Source organism: Aeromonas sp. s9, assembly GCF_040907765.1.
In the GTDB taxonomy this organism is placed as follows: domain Bacteria; phylum Pseudomonadota; class Gammaproteobacteria; order Enterobacterales; family Aeromonadaceae; genus Aeromonas; species Aeromonas caviae.
This window is the reverse complement of the sequence record NZ_JBFOCK010000072.1, coordinates 199903-216168: the sequence shown is the minus strand read 5'-3', so window position 1 is coordinate 216168 and position 16266 is coordinate 199903. Positions and strand designations below refer to the sequence as shown.

Below are 16266 nucleotides of genomic sequence, written 5' to 3'. Positions count from 1 at the left end.
CCAGCGTTCAATCTGAGCCATGATCAAACTCTTCAATTTAAGTTTGGTTGCTTCGAAAAGCGGCTCAATGAATTGCTGAATTAACTGCTGCAACTTAAAAGTTGCTTTGGTCACTTCATCAGACATTGAAAATCAAAAATTGTTTTTGATGCTCGATGCTGTGAGTGCCCACACAGATTGCTTGATTCAAATTGTTAAAGAGCGACGCAGCTTTTGGCTACTGCGGGAGTGGCATTCTACTCAACCGCCTTCTCGAGTCAAGCCTTATTTTTACAGGCTTTTCGAGGCTATCGACTCAGGCTTTGTGTTGCCGCTTGCCCTGTCGATGGAGGCGCATTATAGGGAGCGAATTCGTTCTGGCAAGAGGATAATTGCAAAAAGATGGCTTTCATCGCCCAACCGCTTACAAAGCGACCAACATGATGAATTAATGCACGAGAAGGGTCTGCAGATTGGTATTCCGGATGCTGTATTGAGGCTTGCAGGTTGGCAGATCAAGCTTGTGTCGATTTGGCTTTCCCCTGCTGCACAACCATGATGATCGGCTTTCCGCCTTCGGGTAACATAGCGCCCCTTTGCGATTCTCACACTCTTGGGCTTTGGAGAGTTTAATGCCTTTTGCACTTGGCCAGCGTTGGATTAGTGATACAGAGACGGATCTGGGTTTGGGGACTGTCGTTGCTGTTGAAGGACGCATGGTTACCCTGTTGTTTCCGGCTACCGGTGAAAACCGCATGTATGCCAAAGAAGAGGCGCCGGTGACCCGGGTCAGCTTCAATGTGGGCGATCAAATAGCCAGTCACGAAGACTGGACCATGACGGTCGAAGAAGTGCAGGAGAAAGACGGCCTGCTTATATATGTGGGTGTGCGCACCGACAATGATGAGCCCGTTGCTCTCAAGGAAGTGTTTCTCAACAACTTCATCAAGTTCAACAAGCCGCAGGATCGCCTGTTCGCCGGCCAGATTGACCGGATGTCCCGCTTTACCCTGCGCTACGAGGCGTTGATCAACCAGCACCAGCGTCGTCGCAACCCGACTCGCGGTCTGGCCGGTGGCCGGGTCAGCCTGATCCCGCACCAGCTCTATATCGCCCATGAAGTGGGTCACCGCTACGCCCCGCGTGTATTGCTGGCGGACGAGGTGGGTCTGGGCAAAACCATCGAAGCGGGCATGATCATTCATCAGCAGCTGCTCTCCGGCCGCGCCCATCGGGTGCTGATCCTGCTGCCCGAAACGCTCCAGCACCAGTGGCTGGTCGAGATGTTGCGCCGCTTCAACCTGCACTTCTCCCTGTTTGACGAGGAGCGCTGCATCGAGGCGTTCGCCGATGCAGAGAACCCCTTCGAGACCGAACAGCTGGTGATCTGCAGCCTCGATTTCCTGCGCAAGAAGCGTCGTCGCTTCGAGCAGGTGCTGGAAGCCGAGTGGGATCTGCTGGTTGTCGACGAAGCTCACCATCTGGAGTGGAGTGAAGAGGCGCCGAGCCGTGCCTATGAAATGGTGGAAGCACTGGCCGAACAGGTGCCGGGCGTGCTGCTGCTGACCGCCACCCCGGATCAGCTGGGCCACCAGAGCCACTTTGCCCGTCTGCGCCTGCTCGACCCCGAGCGTTTCTACGACTACGACGCCTTCCTCGCCGAGGAGCAGGCCTACGGTCAGGTTGCCAGCGCCGCGCAAGAGCTGCTGGATGGCGAGACCCTGAGCGAAAACGCCAAAGCCATCCTGGCCGATCAACTGACCGGTCTGGATCTCGGCGATGCCGCCGCCCGTCAACAGGCGGTCGCCAAGCTGCTGGATCAACACGGCACCGGCCGCGTCCTGTTCCGCAACAGCCGCGCCAATATTCAAGGCTTCCCCGAGCGTCATCTCAACGTCTACCCCATGCCGCTGCCGGAGCAGTACAAGACCGCCATCAAGGTGATGGGTATGATGGGTGGCAATGGCGGCGATCTGCAGACCCGTGCCCTGCGCTACCTCTATCCCGAGAAGATCTTCCAGCAGTTCGAAGGCGACAACGCTACCTGGACCCAGTTCGACCCGCGCGTCGAATGGTTGCTGGAACTGCTCCTCTCAGCCCGTCAGCAGAAGGTGCTGGTGATCTGCTCCGAAGCAGCCACCGCCATCGCGCTGGAGGAGGCGCTGCGCACCCGTGAAGGGATCCGTGGCGCCGTGTTCCACGAAGGGATGTCGATCCTCGAGCGGGACAAGGCCTCCGCCTATTTCGCCCAGCAAGAGGGGGGAGCTCAGGTGCTGCTCTGCTCCGAGATCGGCTCAGAAGGTCGCAACTTCCAGTTTGCCAGCCATCTGGTGCTGTTCGATCTGCCACTCAACCCGGATTTGCTGGAACAGCGTATCGGCCGACTGGACCGTATCGGTCAGCAGAATACCGTCGAGATCCACGTCCCCTATCTGGAAGGGACTGCCCAGCGCGCCCTGCAGCTCTGGTATCACGATGGTCTGGATGCATTCGAGCAGACCTGCCCGACGGCCCGCCCGGTGTTCGAAGCGGTGCGTGACGAGCTGTTCGAGCTGCTGGCCGCCAACACCGGCGAGCAGGGCACCCTCGACGCCCTGCTGGTCAAGACCCGCGAACTGCACGAACCGCTCAAGGCCCGGCTGGAACAGGGTCGCGATCGCCTGCTGGAGATCCACTCCAGCGGTAGCACAGCCGCCCAGCAACTGGTCGACAAGCTCGCCGCCGAAGATGACGACACCGGCATGATCTCCTTCGCCCTCAAGATGTTCGACGAGATCGGCGTCAACCAGGATGATCGTGGTGAAAATGCGCTGGTGCTGACTCCCGGGGATCACATGCTGGTGCCGAGCTTCCCGGGCCTGCCGCAAGACGGCATGACCATCACCTTCGATCGCAACACCGCCCTGTCGCGGGATGACATGGCGCTGCTCTCCTGGGATCACCCCATGATGCGCGGCGGTATCGACCTGATCCTGGGTTCCGAGATCGGTGCCACCTCGGTCGCACTGCTCAAGAACAAGGCGCTGCCGGTCGGCTCCATCCTGCTTGAGCTGATCTTCGTTGCCGAGTCCGCGGCTCATCCCCAGCTCTACCGCTTCATGCCGCCGACGCCGATCCGTCTGCTGATGGACAAGAACGGCCAGAATCTGGGCGAGAAAGTGGCGTTTGATGCCTTCAACCGCCAGCTGACACCGGTCAACCGCCACCTTGGCAGCAAGCTGGTGACTGCATCCCAGCCGGTGATCCACGGCCTGATTGGCAAGGGCGAGGTCATTGCCAACGAACTGAAAGCCGGGATTGTCGACAAGGCCCGTGCCCAGATGGCGCAGACCCTGCAACAGGATCTGGACAGGCTGGAGGCACTCAAGGCGGTCAACCCGAATGTGCGCGACAGCGAACTGGATTATCTGCGCAATTTGCAGGCAGAATTGCACCACCTGATCGACCAGACCCAACTCAAGCTGGATGCCATCCGCTTTATTGTGGTTACCCATAACTGATAAAACGGTGCAGGCATCATCTGGTTGCTAACGACCAGACCCAACTCAGGCTGGATGCCATGCACTTTTTATCGTGGTTACCCATAACTGATGGGGGCTTGCCCCCGCTTTGACCCAAGATGCGAGACGCTATGTTTGTATACTCCCCGCCCCTGGAACCCTGGCTCGATATCCTGTTCAAGGACAAGGACATCATGGTAGTCAACAAGCCCACTGGCCTGCTGAGCGTCCCCGGGCGCGGCCCCGAGAATGAAGACAGCGTGCTCCATCGGGTCAAGCAGCAGCACCCCAAAGCGGCGGCTGCCCATCGCCTCGACATGGCGACTACCGGCGTGCTGGTGATCCCGCTCACCCCCAACTCCCACCGGGAGCTGAGCCGGCAATTCCGAGAGCGTGAGACCGAGAAGCACTACCTCGCCTGGGTGTGGGGTGAACCGGTGCTGGATGCGGGTGAAGTGGATCTGCCGCTCTGCGTCGACTGGCCCAACCGGCCGAAGCAGAAGGTGGATTTTGAGGAGGGGCGTCATGCCCTCACCCTGTGGCAGAAACTGAAGGTGGAGAACGGCAACAGCCTGATCAAGCTGACCCCGATTACCGGTCGCTCCCATCAGTTGCGGGTACACATGCTGGAGCTGGGTCACCCCATCCTCGGCGACAACCTCTACGCCAACCCGGATGCGCTGGCGGCTGCACCGCACCTTTATCTTCATGCGGCCAGCCTGACCATCAGCCACCCCCGCAGCGGCGAGCGGATGACCTTCGAGGCACCGGCCCCTTTCCCGGTCTGAGCCTGACAGGTAACAGCCCAATAAAAAGAAAGCCCCCATCGAGAGATGGGGGCTTTTTTATCGCTCAGACGCGGATATCGATCTTGCTTCCGAGGGAAGCGCTGGCCGATGTCGGCGCAGCCGGAGCGGATTGCGCTGCTGTTTCCAGCAGTTTCAGTGCGGATTCGCCTTCCTGGGTCTGCTGCTTTTTGGCCAGGCTGGCCACCATCAGTGCAGAACCGAACGACGCATTTGCAGAACTAGAAATATCCATTGTGTACCTCCTGCCAAGAGACTATCGGCCGGGCCCGGTGAGACATGAGCCATATCGTTCAACGCAGATATGCCTTGTCCGGCGAGCGCCGGGCCAACCAGCGCTCTTCCATCTCCAGCAATGTCTGATAGGCCTTTTCAGCATGCTCCGGGCGACTGAACAGATATCCCTGCCCATACAGATGTATGTCGGTCAATGAGCGCAGCACATCGAGCTGCCCCTGGGTCTCGATCCCTTCACATACCAGTTTCTTGCCAAGCATGGAGCCCATACGGCAGATGTTGGCGACCAGTTCGGCCGCCTCGATAGAGGTGTCGATACCCTGAATGAAGGACCTGTCTATCTTCACCTTGCTCACCGGCAGCTTCTGCAGATAGCTGAGGGAGGAGTAGCCGGTGCCGAAGTCGTCAAGGGCCAGATGTACCCCCTGCTGGCTGAGATCCTGCATCAACTGCAGCGAGTTCTTGACCTCGCGCATGGTGGTGTCTTCCGTCACCTCCAGCACCAGGCTGGACGCGGGAATATGGTGCTCCATCAGCGCTCTGGCCACCAGCTTCAGCAGGTTGCGCTGGTACATGCCCGGGGAGATGTTCACGCACATCTGCAAGTCCACCAAACCCAGGTGCTGCCACTGATGCAGTTGCTCACATGCGGTATTCAATACCCAACCACCCAGTTTCTCAGCCAGCTGAAACTCTTCCGCCACCTGGATCACCTCGTTGGGCGGGATAAAGCCAAGCTCGGGATGGCGCCAGCGCAGCAGCGCCTCCACGGCTTCACAGCGGCCACTTTCCAGATTGACGATGGGCTGGTAATAGAGCTCGAGCGCATTGTGCTCCAGTGCCATCACCATGTCGGAAGCAAGATGCTTGCGCCTGGCCGTCTCGTTGAGCAGGGAACTGTCATAGATGACATAGGGAACATGGGTCTTGCGGCTGTGAGAGAGGGCCTGCTCCGCCCGGCTGAGCAACTCCTGGGTCTGGTTGCTGTCGGTCGGGAAGAAGGCGATACCGATACCAACCTCAAGCCGAAAAGGGTAGTTGTCGATGATGATGTCTTGCTTGATGGAGTGGAGTACTCTGGCCACGAGCTCCCTGACCTGGCGAAGATCGCTCCCCTCCCGTTGCAGCATGGCAAGCTGATCTCCCCCCAAACGCGCCACCCACTCCCCGTTTTCGCACAGGGCGCGCAACCGCTTTGCCACCTCTTGCAACAGGAGGTCCCCTGTGTTGTAGCCAAACTTGCTGTTGATATCACGAAAGTCGTTGATGTCGACCAGCACCAGTCCGAAGGAGGTGTCACGGGTGACATAGGCATCCATCTTTTCCAGCAGCGCCAGCCGGTTGGCGAGCCCGGTGAGGGGATCGATCCTAGCGGTCCTGAAATGGCGCCTGGCTTCTCGCACCAGCAGGCCGCTGAGCAGAATGACGGACACCACCAGCCCCGACACCATGAACAGCAGGGCATTGCGCAACTGGCCAAAACGCGCGTCGTTGCCCGTATAGACGTTGATATTGTTCTGCATGACGGAAGCAAGAGAGTAAGAGAGGGGTTCCTGCAAGGGCGCCAGTGTCATCATGACTTGCTGGTAATCCGGCGTCCCCGGTTTGAGCCTGACCAAATCAGGCTCCAGCTTGCGGATACTGCTTTCGGTCAGTTTCACCAGCCGCAGCGTCTTCGGATTGTCCGCGAGGCTTTTTCTCAATTGGCCGCTCAGGAGGATGGGGGTACGACTCCAGAGAATGTCATAGCGGAGCAGCAGGGCTTCCTGGTCTATGCCGCCATAGTGGTAAATCTCGACGGCATTGAGAAAGCGGCCCAGCTCGAGCTGCAACTGCATCAATGCCCAGGAGACGTCATAGGTGTACTTCTCCATCACCCGGGTCGCATTTTGTATCTGCACCAGGCAATAGAGGGTGCTACCCGTGAACAACAGAATGGATAGATAAAGAACGCCGAGTAAGGGCCAGGCCCTGGTCTTCGCTTTCACCCAGTACTCCCGTAAACCACCGTTTTTACTGCTGAATGTCGATCGCACTCAGTTGCCAGATCATCATGTCGGTGAACTCGGAACGCCTGAGTTCGGGATGCTGATCCAGTGGCAGGATAAACCAGAGCGGCCCCTTGTCACGTACCCGCATGGTCATCCCGTCATCCTGCCAGGCCAGGATAGGATCGTATTGCTTGACCTTATCCCAGTTGATCCGGATCTGGAAACTGTTCAGGGCGGTGAGCGTGATGCTCTTGCCGTTGGCCTTTACCTCAGTCAGCACGTCCGCCAGTTTCGGCCCCACGTATTTGTGCGGTTTGTCCACCCAGGGATTGCTCGTCACCACCTCATGCTGCGGCAGCGCCTGGATCATGGCCATATCGAACAGCACCTCTCCATCTGCCGGATCGGCAGGGTCCAGATTCCCCGTCACCCTGAGAATGACCGGCCCCTGCGGTGTCGCCAGCGCCATGCCCGGCAAGGCCAGGAAAAGGAGTAACGGGAGAAGCCCTAAGTATCGCATGTTCACCTCAGATCATTTCACTATCAACAACTTCAGCTTAGTAGCACTAAAAAAAACGGCCCGCAAAAGCGAGCCGTTTGATGACTTGACGGGATTACATCATACCCATACCGCCCATGCCACCCATATCAGGCATGGCAGGTGCATCTTTCTTCGGCAGCTCGGAGATCATGCACTCTGTGGTGATCATCAGGCCGGCGACGGACGAGGCGAACTGCAGGGCAGAACGGGTTACCTTGGTCGGATCCAGGATACCCATGGCCAGCATGTCGCCGTACTGTTCGGTGTAGGCGTTGTAACCGTAGTTGCCTTCACCGTTCTTCACGGCATTGGCGATGACGGAGGCTTCTTCGCCGGCGTTGATGACGATTTGACGCAGCGGGGCTTCCATGGCGCGCAGGGCAACCTTGATACCGACGTTCTGGTCTTCGTTGTCACCACGCAGGGAGGCCAGCTTGGCAGCAACGCGCACCAGCGCTACACCACCACCGGCAACCACGCCTTCTTCCACGGCTGCGCGAGTGGCGTGCAGGGCATCGTCAACACGGGCTTTCTTCTCTTTCATTTCAACTTCAGTGGCAGCACCCACCTTGATCACGGCAACACCGCCGGCCAGCTTGGCCACGCGCTCTTGCAGCTTCTCACGGTCGTAATCGGAAGAGGTCTCTTCGATCTGCTGACGGATCTGGGCCACGCGGCTTTCGATCAGGGCAGCATCACCCACGCCATCGATGATGGTGGTGTTCTCTTTGGTGATGACGATGCGCTTGGCACGGCCCAGATCTTCCAGGGTCGCTTTTTCCAGCTCCATGCCCACTTCTTCGGAGATCACGGTACCACCGGTCAGGATGGCGATATCCTGCAGCATGGCCTTGCGGCGATCACCGAAGCCCGGCGCCTTGACGGCGGCCACTTTCACGATGCCACGCATGGTGTTGACCACCAGAGTCGCCAGCGCTTCGCCTTCCACGTCTTCGGCCACGATGATCAGCGGTTTGCCCGCCTTGGCCACACCTTCCAGCACCGGCAGCATTTCGCGGATGTTGGAGACTTTCTTGTCCACCAGCAGGATGAAGGGGTCATCCAGTTCGACGGAGCCGGTTTCCGGTTTGTTCACGAAGTAAGGGGAGAGGTAGCCGCGGTCGAACTGCATGCCTTCTACCACCGCCAGCTCGTCGTCCAGGCCCTGACCGTCTTCCACGGTGATGACGCCGTCACGACCGACCTTGTCCATGGCTTCGGCAATCAGCTTGCCGACCTTCTCGTCGGAGTTGGCGGAGATGGTGCCTACCTGGGCGATGGCATTGTTGTCGGCACAAGGGGTGGACAGAGCTTGCAGCTCGGCAACGGCAGCCACAACGGCCTTGTCGATACCACGCTTCAGATCCATGGGATTCATGCCGGCGGCAACGGCCTTCAGGCCTTCGTTGACGATGGCTTGAGCCAGTACGGTGGCAGTGGTGGTACCGTCACCGGCGGCATCATTGGCCTTGGAAGCGACTTCCTTGACCATCTGGGCACCCATGTTCTGGAACTTGTCTTCCAGTTCGATTTCACGGGCAACGGAGACGCCATCCTTGGTGATGGTCGGGGCGCCGAAGGACTTGTCCAGCACCACGTTGCGGCCTTTCGGGCCCAGGGTCACCTTGACGGCATCGGCCAGGATGTTGACGCCTTCCAGCATTTTGATGCGAGCTTCGTTGCCAAACTTAACTTCTTTAGCTGCCATGTTCTTCAATCCTTAAATCAATTCGGGAAAAGAGGGAGGGTGATTACTCTTCGACAATCGCCAGGATGTCGGTCTCGGACAGGATCAGTACGTCCTGGCCATCCAGCTTTTCGGTCTTCACGCCGTAGCCTTCGTTGAAGATCACCTTGTCACCCACCTTGACGGCCAGTGCTTTGACATCCCCATTGTCCAGAATTCGACCAGTCCCCACGGCAAGAACTTCACCACGGGTGGACTTCTGGGCCGCAGTGCCAGTCAAGACGATGCCGCCAGCGGATTTGGCTTCAGCTTCGATGCGCTTGATGATGACGCGGTCGTGCAGTGGACGAATTTTCATCGATAACTCTCCCAAAATGAGTCTCTGTGTTGCTTGAGGAATGGCCGCAATCGGCCAAATTTGTCATGTCCCTGATCTGGGGCAACAGGGCTAGCCCTTCAAGGGCAAATACAAAAAAAATATTTTCACGTACTATGAATACCTTCGATGGATCACCCATCCCCAATCAGGAAGGCGGATGGAGACGGCCAGCATTCAGGCCCAAAGCACCTAGAGACTCTGCCTTGAGCCGACCCAATCCCATGCTGACCGCCCCCATGACACCCATGCTGCTGCGCATGACGGGCCCCATGATCCTGGGCATCATCGCCATCCTGGCCTTCAACCTGGTCGATACCTTCTTTATCGGCATGCTGGGTACCCAGGCGCTGGCCGCCATCAGTTTCACCTTCCCGGTCACCTTTGTCGTCACCTCCCTGACCATGGGGCTGGGGGCGGGCCTGTGCGCCCTGCTCGGTCATGCCCTGGGGCAGGGTCGCCATGACGAGGCAGCCCGCATCACCACAGACTGTCTGTTCCTTGCCGTCATCCTGGTGAGTCTGCTCGCCGGGCTGGGGGCATTGACCATTACCCCTCTGTTCACCCTGCTGGGGGCCAGCGCCGAGCTCATCTCCCTCATCCACGACTACATGCTCATCTGGTATCTGACCGTCCCCATGCTGGTCGTGCCCATGGTCGGCAATGCGGCCATCCGGACGACGGGGGATACCAAGACCCCCAGTCTGGTGATGGGGGTCGCCGGTCTGGTCAACGGCGTGCTGGATCCTCTGCTCATCTTCGGGCCGGGCCCCTTCCCCGAGTGGGGCATTCGGGGAGCCGCCATCGCCACTTCCCTCTCCTGGCTGATGGCCATGCTGGTCAGCCTCTATATATTGCGCCACCGCGAGGGCCTGCTGCGCTGGCGCCTCTCCCCGCGCCCGCAGTTGCTGGCCCACTGGCGCGCCCTGCTCCATGTGGCGGTGCCCGCATCGTTTACCAACATGCTCAACCCACTGGCCAACGCCGTGTTGATGATCATTTTCGCCGGGCTGGGAACCGAGGTGGTCGCCGCCTACGGCGCGGCATCCCGGGTCGAGGCCTTGCTGCTCATCGTGATGATGGCGCTCTCCTCCGTGCTGGCTCCCTTCATCTCGCAGAACTGCGGCGCCGGGAATCCGGCCCGAGCCAAGGCCGCCCTGCTGCTCTGCATGCGCTTCGCCCTGCTGTTTCAGCTTGGGGTCTACGCGCTGACCTGGCTTCTCGCCCCCTTCATCGCCGATCTGTTCAGCGATCATCCGCAAGTGGTGCGACTCATCGTGCTCTATCTGCATCTGGTCCCCATTGGCTACGGTTTTCAGGGCATGGTGATGCTGCTGGCATCGGCGCTCAACGGCGTCAGGGCATCGGCGGTGTCACTGCTGATAAACGGCATCAGACTGTTTGTCTTCTTGCTGCCGGGGGCCTGGCTGGGGGCAAAACTGGGGGGAGAACAGGGGATCTATCTGGGGATGCTGCTGGCGAACCTGGCCGCCGGATTGCTGGCATGGGGGTATGCCCGCCACAGATTCGAGCGGCTGTGCCATCAGGGGAGATCCTGACGGCACAGCCCGAGGCTCGCGATTACTCTTTGCGTTCGAACTCCCCTTCGATGGTGTTGCCACCCCCTCGCGGGGATTGTCCGGGCCTGTCATCGCCGGGACCCGGCTCGAACGGCTGCTGGCGAGCCTGGAAGCCCCCCATCTGCATCCTGAACTGATTGCTGCCAATCAGCTTGTCGGCCAGCATGTTGCGCAGCCAGGGCTGCAGCAGCAGGATGCCGACAATATCGCTCACAAATCCCGGGATAATCAGCAGCAAGCCCGCCAGCGCCAGCATCATGCCCCCCATCACCTCGCGGCCGGGCATCTCCCCCAGCTGCATCTTCTGCTGGGCAGTGAGCAGGGTCTTGATCCCCTCGCTGCGCACCAGCGACGATCCCAGCACGGCGGTCAGCACCAGCAAGCCAACGGTCGGCAAGGCCCCGATCACGGAGCCCACCTTGATCATGACGGTGAGCTCCAGCAATACCAGCCCGACCAACAACAGTAACAACTTGCCCATAGCAACCTCGGAGCGATGAATGAATGGACCCGGGGTGTCCGGTCGGCAGCCGCACATCGCTGATGCTGGCGCGCCGGGTTCAGGTCTTCTGACATTAACATGGGGCTGGTTGATCATTTTTCAAGCCTCTCCTGCCGCAGGCCCCGGAATACGGATAAATATTTGTCCGCCCAACTGGGATTGAGGTGGTTGTTCTGTCAAAGTTAATCGCCCGATTGCAATATCTGTTTAATGACCACAAGAAATTTGAGGTTGCCTCAAATTTAGTGATCCAGGTCTAATACCGGATACCTCAATTGGGGTAACATCAACACCAGTCATTGCACAGGGAGCAACTGGCTCCCAACTGCCCCACCCGATGTGTGGTGCTTCAGGATGAAATGTGCGTAGGGAAATCGCGACCACTCGGTGAGGATCGTTTCCATTTATTTGATTTCTGAGGCATAACAATGAGCGACATCAAGAACGTCCGCATTGAAGAAGACCTGCTGGGCACCAAAGAAGTTTCCAACGACCTCTACTACGGCGTGCACACCCTGCGCGCTGTTGAAAACTTCAAGATCAGCACTCAGAAGATTTCTGACGTTCCCGAGTTTGTTCGTGGCATGGTCCTGACCAAGAAGGCGGCTGCACTGGCCAACGGTGAGCTGGGCACCATCCGTCCCGAGATCGCAGACAAGATTGTCGAAGCCTGCGACCTGATGCTGAACACCGGCAAGTGCTTCGACCAGTTCCCGGTCGATGTCTATCAGGGCGGCGCCGGTACCTCCGTCAACATGAACACCAACGAAGTGCTGGCCAACATCGCCCTCGAGCTGATGGGACTTGAAAAGGGTCGCTACGACGTCATCAACCCCAACGATCACGTCAACAAGTGCCAGTCCACCAACGATGCCTACCCCACCGGTTTCCGCGTGGCCGTGGTCAACAGCACCGACACCACCCTGCACGCTCTGGAAGCCCTCATCGCGGCCTTCGATGTCAAAGCCAAGGAATTCAAACATATCCTGAAAATGGGCCGTACCCAGTTGCAGGACGCCGTGCCCATGACCCTGGGTCAGGAGTTCCACGCCTTCGCCGTCACCCTGCGTGAAGAGATCAAATCCATCAAGCGTTGCCAGGAGCTGCTGCTGGAAGTGAACCTGGGCGCCACCGCCATCGGTACCGGTCTGAACACCCCGCCCGAGTACTCCGGTCTTGCCATCAAGCGTCTGGCCGAGATCACCGGTCGTGCCTACGTGCCGGCAGAGGACCTCATCGAAGCGACCTCCGACTGCGGCGCCTATGTGATGCTGCACGGTGCGGTCAAGCGTCTGGCCATGAAGCTCTCCAAGATCTGTAATGACCTGCGTCTGCTCTCCTCCGGCCCGCGCACCGCGCTCAAAGAGATCAACCTGCCGGAAATGCAGGCTGGCTCCTCCATCATGCCGGCCAAGGTCAACCCGGTCATTCCGGAAGTGGTCAACCAGTCCTGCTTCAAGGTATTCGGCAACGACGTCACCATCACCTTCGCCGCCGAGGCCGGTCAGCTGCAGCTGAACGTCATGGAGCCGGTGATTGGTCAGGCCATGTTCGAATCCCTGAGCCTGATGGAAAAAGCCTGCATCTCCCTGCGCGAGAAGTGCGTGGAAGGCATCACCGCCAACCCGGACATCTGCATGAACCACGTGCTGAACTCCATCGGCATCGTGACCTACCTGAACCCCTTCATCGGTCACCATGAAGGCGACATCGTCGGCAAGATCTGTGCCCAAACCGGCAAGAACGTCCGCGAAGTCGTGCTGGAACGCGGCCTGCTGACCGCCGAACAGCTGGACGAGATCCTCTCCATCGAGAACCTGATGAACCCGCAATACAAAGCCAAGCGTTACACCCGCGAAGCCACCGTATAAGCGAGCAGATGGGCCGGGGTGATCCCGGCCCATTTAAAGTCAATTCCCGAGCGGTCTCCCCACAGCCCCATCGGGAATTGGCTTTTCAGCCTAATAAAACCTAAAAAAACTGGAAAATGGAGTGTTCGCTATGATTGGAATCGAGTTACTTGTGGTGCTCGCCGCTATCTATCTGGGGGCCCGGATAGGCAGCATAGGTATCGGCTTTGCCGGTGGTCTGGGGGTACTGGTGCTGACCTGGGGGCTGGGCATGCCCATCCCGAGCGATCAGCTGGTGACCTATCTCCCGTGGGACGTGATCATGATCATCGCGTCCGTCATCTGCGCCATCGCCTGTATGCAGCTGGCCGGCGGGATGGATTATCTGGTGCACCTGGCAGAAAAAGCCCTGCGCAAGAATCCCAAGCACATCACCTTCGCCGCGCCGGTCGTCACCTACCTGATGACCATGCTGGCCGGTACCGGTCACACCGCCTTCTCCACCCTGCCGGTGATCGCCGAAGTGGCCAAGGAGCAGGGCATTCGCCCCTCTCGTCCGCTCTCCATCGCGGTCGTTGCCTCCCAGATTGCCATCACCGCCTCCCCCATCTCGGCAGCCGTGGTCGCTTTCTCCGGCATGCTGGAGCCGCTTGGCGTCGACTACCTGACCCTGCTGGCCATCTGCATCCCGTCCAGCTTCATCGCCTGTCTGCTGGGGGCCTTCATCGCCAACCTGCTGGGCAAGCCGCTGGATCAGGACGAAGTCTATCTGGAGCGCAAAGCCAAGGGACTCATCAAGCTGCGCGGTACCAGCCAGGTTGAGATCAAGCCTTATGCCAAGCTCTCCGTCGGCATCTTCGTCGCTTCCATCGTGGCCGTGATGGCCTATGCCACCGCCATCTCCGGCAACGTCGGCCTCATCAGCAGCCCGCCGATCCCCCGCGATGGCGCCATCATGGGCATCATGCTCTCCGCCGCTACCCTGATGGTACTGTTCTGCAAACTGGACGCGGCCCAGATCACCAACATGCCGACCTTCAAGTCCGGTATGTCCGCCTGTATCTGCGTGCTGGGCGTAGCCTGGCTGGGCAACGTCTTCGTGAAGGGCAACATGGTCGAGATCCAGGCGTTCGCCGGCGATCTGCTGAGCCAATACAGCTGGCTGCTGGCCGTGGTGCTGTTCTTCTCCTCCATGCTGCTCTACTCGCAAGGTGCCACCACCAAGGCCCTGATGCCTGCCGCCCTGGCACTGGGTGTCAGCCCGCTGGCGGCCATCGCCTCCTTCGCCGCCGTGAGCGCCCTGTTCGTACTGCCGACCTACCCGACCCTGCTGGCCGCGGTCGAGATGGACGACACCGGCTCCACCCGCATCGGCAAGGCCGTGTTCAACCACCCCTTCTTCATCCCGGGTGTGGCCACCATCGCCATAGCAGTGGCGCTCGGCTTCTTCTTCGGTGGTCTCATCCTCTGACCGATGAACCACCCCATGCAAAACGGCCCGAACGGGCCGTTTTTTTATGCCCGGCCACCGCCGGGCTCCCATGAAAAAGCCGCTCCTGGGAGCGGCTTTCGTCATCCTGGCGGCATCCTCAGGCCGTGGTCTGGCGGGTACCGAAATAGTCAGCCAGGAAGTCGTCGAACGACAGGCTGTCACTGCGTTCCCGCTCCCGCTGCTTGGCCAGGGAATCCCGTGCCTCGCCGGCAAAGTAGGCCTCGTCCCAGTACTGCAGATCGCCGGCCAGCATCTCTTCCCGGTAGCGGTTCGCCAGCGCATCACCGAAGCAGCCGTTGTCCTGGCCGCTTGAAAGCAACTGCTTGAGCAGGCGGGCGGAGTAGGTCTGCTCGGGGTCGAGCAGCTTCTCACGGTGCATCGCCAGCGTCTCGCGATAGCGGTTGCGACCACAGCAGCGATCCAGCAGCGCTGCGACCTCGGCCAACTCGTCGAACAGCTTGAGGCCGTACTCCTTGAGGCCGATGGCATTGCCCTGCTCATCTTCAAGCGTCAGGCCGGGGCGGCGCCCCTCCAGCACCACCTTGTTCTGGTTGCGGCGGTTGCGGGCAACCTCGTCATCCGAGAGCACGGGGGACGGGCGCAACAGGCACCAGACCAGGAAGAGATCGAAGAAGCGGATCTGATCCACCTCGATACCGAACGGGGTGAAAGGATTGACGTCCACCGTGCGCAGTTCGATGTATTCGATACCGCGCTGCTCCAGCGCATCCGAGGGCTTCTCGCCGCTGCGGGGGGTGCGCTTGGGGCGGATCGGCGCGTAGAGCTCGTTCTCCAGCTGCAGCACGTTGTCGTTGAGCTGGCGGTACTCGCCGTTCACCTTGACCCCTATCCTGGCGAAGTCGGGATCATGGGTGTTGATGGCCCGGCGCAGACTGCTCACATAGGCGGGCAGGCTGTCATGACTGATCTTGAGCCCCGCCTGGGCGCTGTTGGTGTAACCGAGATCGGACAGGCGCAGAGCCGTGGCATAGGGCAGGTAAAGAGTGCCCTTGCCGGTCTTCTGGAACGGCAGGCTGCTCTTGCGCCCCTTGAGGAAGGAGTCGCAGATGGCAGGAGACGCGCCGAACAGATAGGGCACCAGCCAGCCGAAGCGGTAGACGTTGCGAATAAGCCCCATGTACTTGTCGGAGATGAAGCGCTGGCTGCAGCAGCCCTCTCCCACCAGATCCTGCCACTCGCACCAGAAGCTGTCCGGCATGGAGAAGTTGAAGTGCACCCCGGCGATCACCTGCATCAGGCTGCCGTAGCGGTTCTTCAGCCCCTGGCGATAGAGGGTCTTCATCCGCCCGATGTTGGAGCTGCCGTACTGGGCCAGGCGGATGCTCTCCTCGTCACCGACGAAGCAGGGCATGGAGAGGGGCCAGATCCGTTCCTCTCCCAGATGATGAATGGTGTGGCGGTGAATGTCGCCGAGCTGCTCGATCAGGCTCTCGATGGAGTCGGTGGCCGGCGTGATGAACTCCAGCAGGCTCTCGGAGTAATCGGTGGTGATGTTGGCATGGGTCAGGGCCGACCCCAGGCTTCTGGGGTGATCGGTCTGGGCCAGGGTCCCTTCGGGGGTGATGCGCAGACATTCGCGCTCGATCCCGCGCCGGATCCCCTTGAGGGCGGTCACCCGTTCCGGGGTGCCCAGCGCAGCCAGCAACTCGGTGAGCGACAAGCTAGTAGTAGTCATATTCACGGCTCATGTGTGGCCGCCCCACC

The 16266-nt window shown here is 59.7% G+C and carries 13 protein-coding genes; 6 read left to right on the top strand and 7 right to left on the bottom strand.

What is annotated here, in order from left to right; genetic code table 11:
* Window positions 1-139: 139 nt before the first annotated feature.
* From AB5Y54_RS15790 to rluA, 3 genes are all read left to right on the top strand, one after another.
* On the top strand, window positions 140-538 hold the full coding sequence (locus AB5Y54_RS15790) for a hypothetical protein (protein WP_368154003.1): 399 nt from the start codon (window positions 140-142) through the stop codon (window positions 536-538).
* Between the two features lie 73 nt (window positions 539-611).
* Window positions 612-3479, top strand: coding sequence for an RNA polymerase-associated protein RapA (gene rapA / locus AB5Y54_RS15785; RefSeq protein WP_119196996.1), 2868 nt, complete (start codon window positions 612-614; stop codon window positions 3477-3479).
* A gap of 131 nt (window positions 3480-3610) precedes the next feature.
* Complete coding sequence (gene rluA, locus AB5Y54_RS15780; protein WP_109112877.1) at window positions 3611-4267, top strand: bifunctional tRNA pseudouridine(32) synthase/23S rRNA pseudouridine(746) synthase RluA; 657 nt, start codon at window positions 3611-3613, stop codon at window positions 4265-4267.
* A 64-nt stretch (window positions 4268-4331) separates the two neighbouring features.
* On the opposite strand, the gene AB5Y54_RS15775 is transcribed toward rluA, so the two are convergent.
* The 5 genes from AB5Y54_RS15775 to AB5Y54_RS15755 all read right to left on the bottom strand — a co-directional run bounded on the left by AB5Y54_RS15775 (window position 4332) and on the right by AB5Y54_RS15755 (window position 9099).
* Entirely contained in the window at window positions 4332-4520 is a 189-nt protein-coding gene (locus AB5Y54_RS15775; protein WP_010673139.1) for a hypothetical protein, read from the bottom strand.
* Window positions 4521-4578: 58 nt separating this feature from the next.
* Window positions 4579-6510, bottom strand: a complete 1932-nt coding sequence (locus AB5Y54_RS15770) for a bifunctional diguanylate cyclase/phosphodiesterase (RefSeq protein WP_029313817.1) — start codon at window positions 6508-6510, stop codon at window positions 4579-4581.
* A 25-nt stretch (window positions 6511-6535) separates the two neighbouring features.
* Window positions 6536-7033 carry a molybdopterin-binding oxidoreductase gene (locus tag AB5Y54_RS15765; protein ID WP_162726575.1) on the bottom strand — a complete coding sequence of 166 codons (498 nt, stop codon included), beginning with the start codon at window positions 7031-7033 and terminating at the stop codon, window positions 6536-6538.
* Between the two features lie 94 nt (window positions 7034-7127).
* The gene (gene groL / locus AB5Y54_RS15760) at window positions 7128-8762 is read right to left on the bottom strand and encodes a chaperonin GroEL (protein ID WP_010673136.1); all 1635 of its coding nucleotides are present in this window, start codon (window positions 8760-8762) and stop codon (window positions 7128-7130) included.
* A gap of 43 nt (window positions 8763-8805) precedes the next feature.
* On the bottom strand, window positions 8806-9099 hold the full coding sequence (locus tag AB5Y54_RS15755; protein WP_005309514.1) for a co-chaperone GroES: 294 nt from the start codon (window positions 9097-9099) through the stop codon (window positions 8806-8808).
* A gap of 242 nt (window positions 9100-9341) precedes the next feature.
* Here AB5Y54_RS15755 and AB5Y54_RS15750 point away from each other — a divergent pair, with 242 nt between their 5' ends.
* Entirely contained in the window at window positions 9342-10676 is a 1335-nt protein-coding gene (locus tag AB5Y54_RS15750; protein ID WP_232091065.1) for an MATE family efflux transporter, read from the top strand.
* A gap of 22 nt (window positions 10677-10698) precedes the next feature.
* Here the strand turns inward: AB5Y54_RS15750 and AB5Y54_RS15745 are convergent, their stop codons facing one another.
* Entirely contained in the window at window positions 10699-11178 is a 480-nt protein-coding gene (locus AB5Y54_RS15745; RefSeq protein WP_039040009.1) for an FxsA family protein, read from the bottom strand.
* Window positions 11179-11627: 449 nt separating this feature from the next.
* Here AB5Y54_RS15745 and aspA point away from each other — a divergent pair, with 449 nt between their 5' ends.
* Together aspA and AB5Y54_RS15735 are read left to right on the top strand one after the other, a co-directional pair.
* Window positions 11628-13070, top strand: coding sequence for an aspartate ammonia-lyase (aspA, locus tag AB5Y54_RS15740; protein WP_010673133.1), 1443 nt, complete (start codon window positions 11628-11630; stop codon window positions 13068-13070).
* A 130-nt stretch (window positions 13071-13200) separates the two neighbouring features.
* Complete coding sequence (locus AB5Y54_RS15735; RefSeq protein ID WP_114522723.1) at window positions 13201-14520, top strand: anaerobic C4-dicarboxylate transporter; 1320 nt, start codon at window positions 13201-13203, stop codon at window positions 14518-14520.
* 118 nt (window positions 14521-14638) lie between these two features.
* On the opposite strand, the gene gshA is transcribed toward AB5Y54_RS15735, so the two are convergent.
* Window positions 14639-16237 carry a glutamate--cysteine ligase gene (gene gshA, locus AB5Y54_RS15730; protein WP_041210977.1) on the bottom strand — a complete coding sequence of 533 codons (1599 nt, stop codon included), beginning with the start codon at window positions 16235-16237 and terminating at the stop codon, window positions 14639-14641.
* Between the last annotated feature and the right edge of the window lie 29 nt (window positions 16238-16266).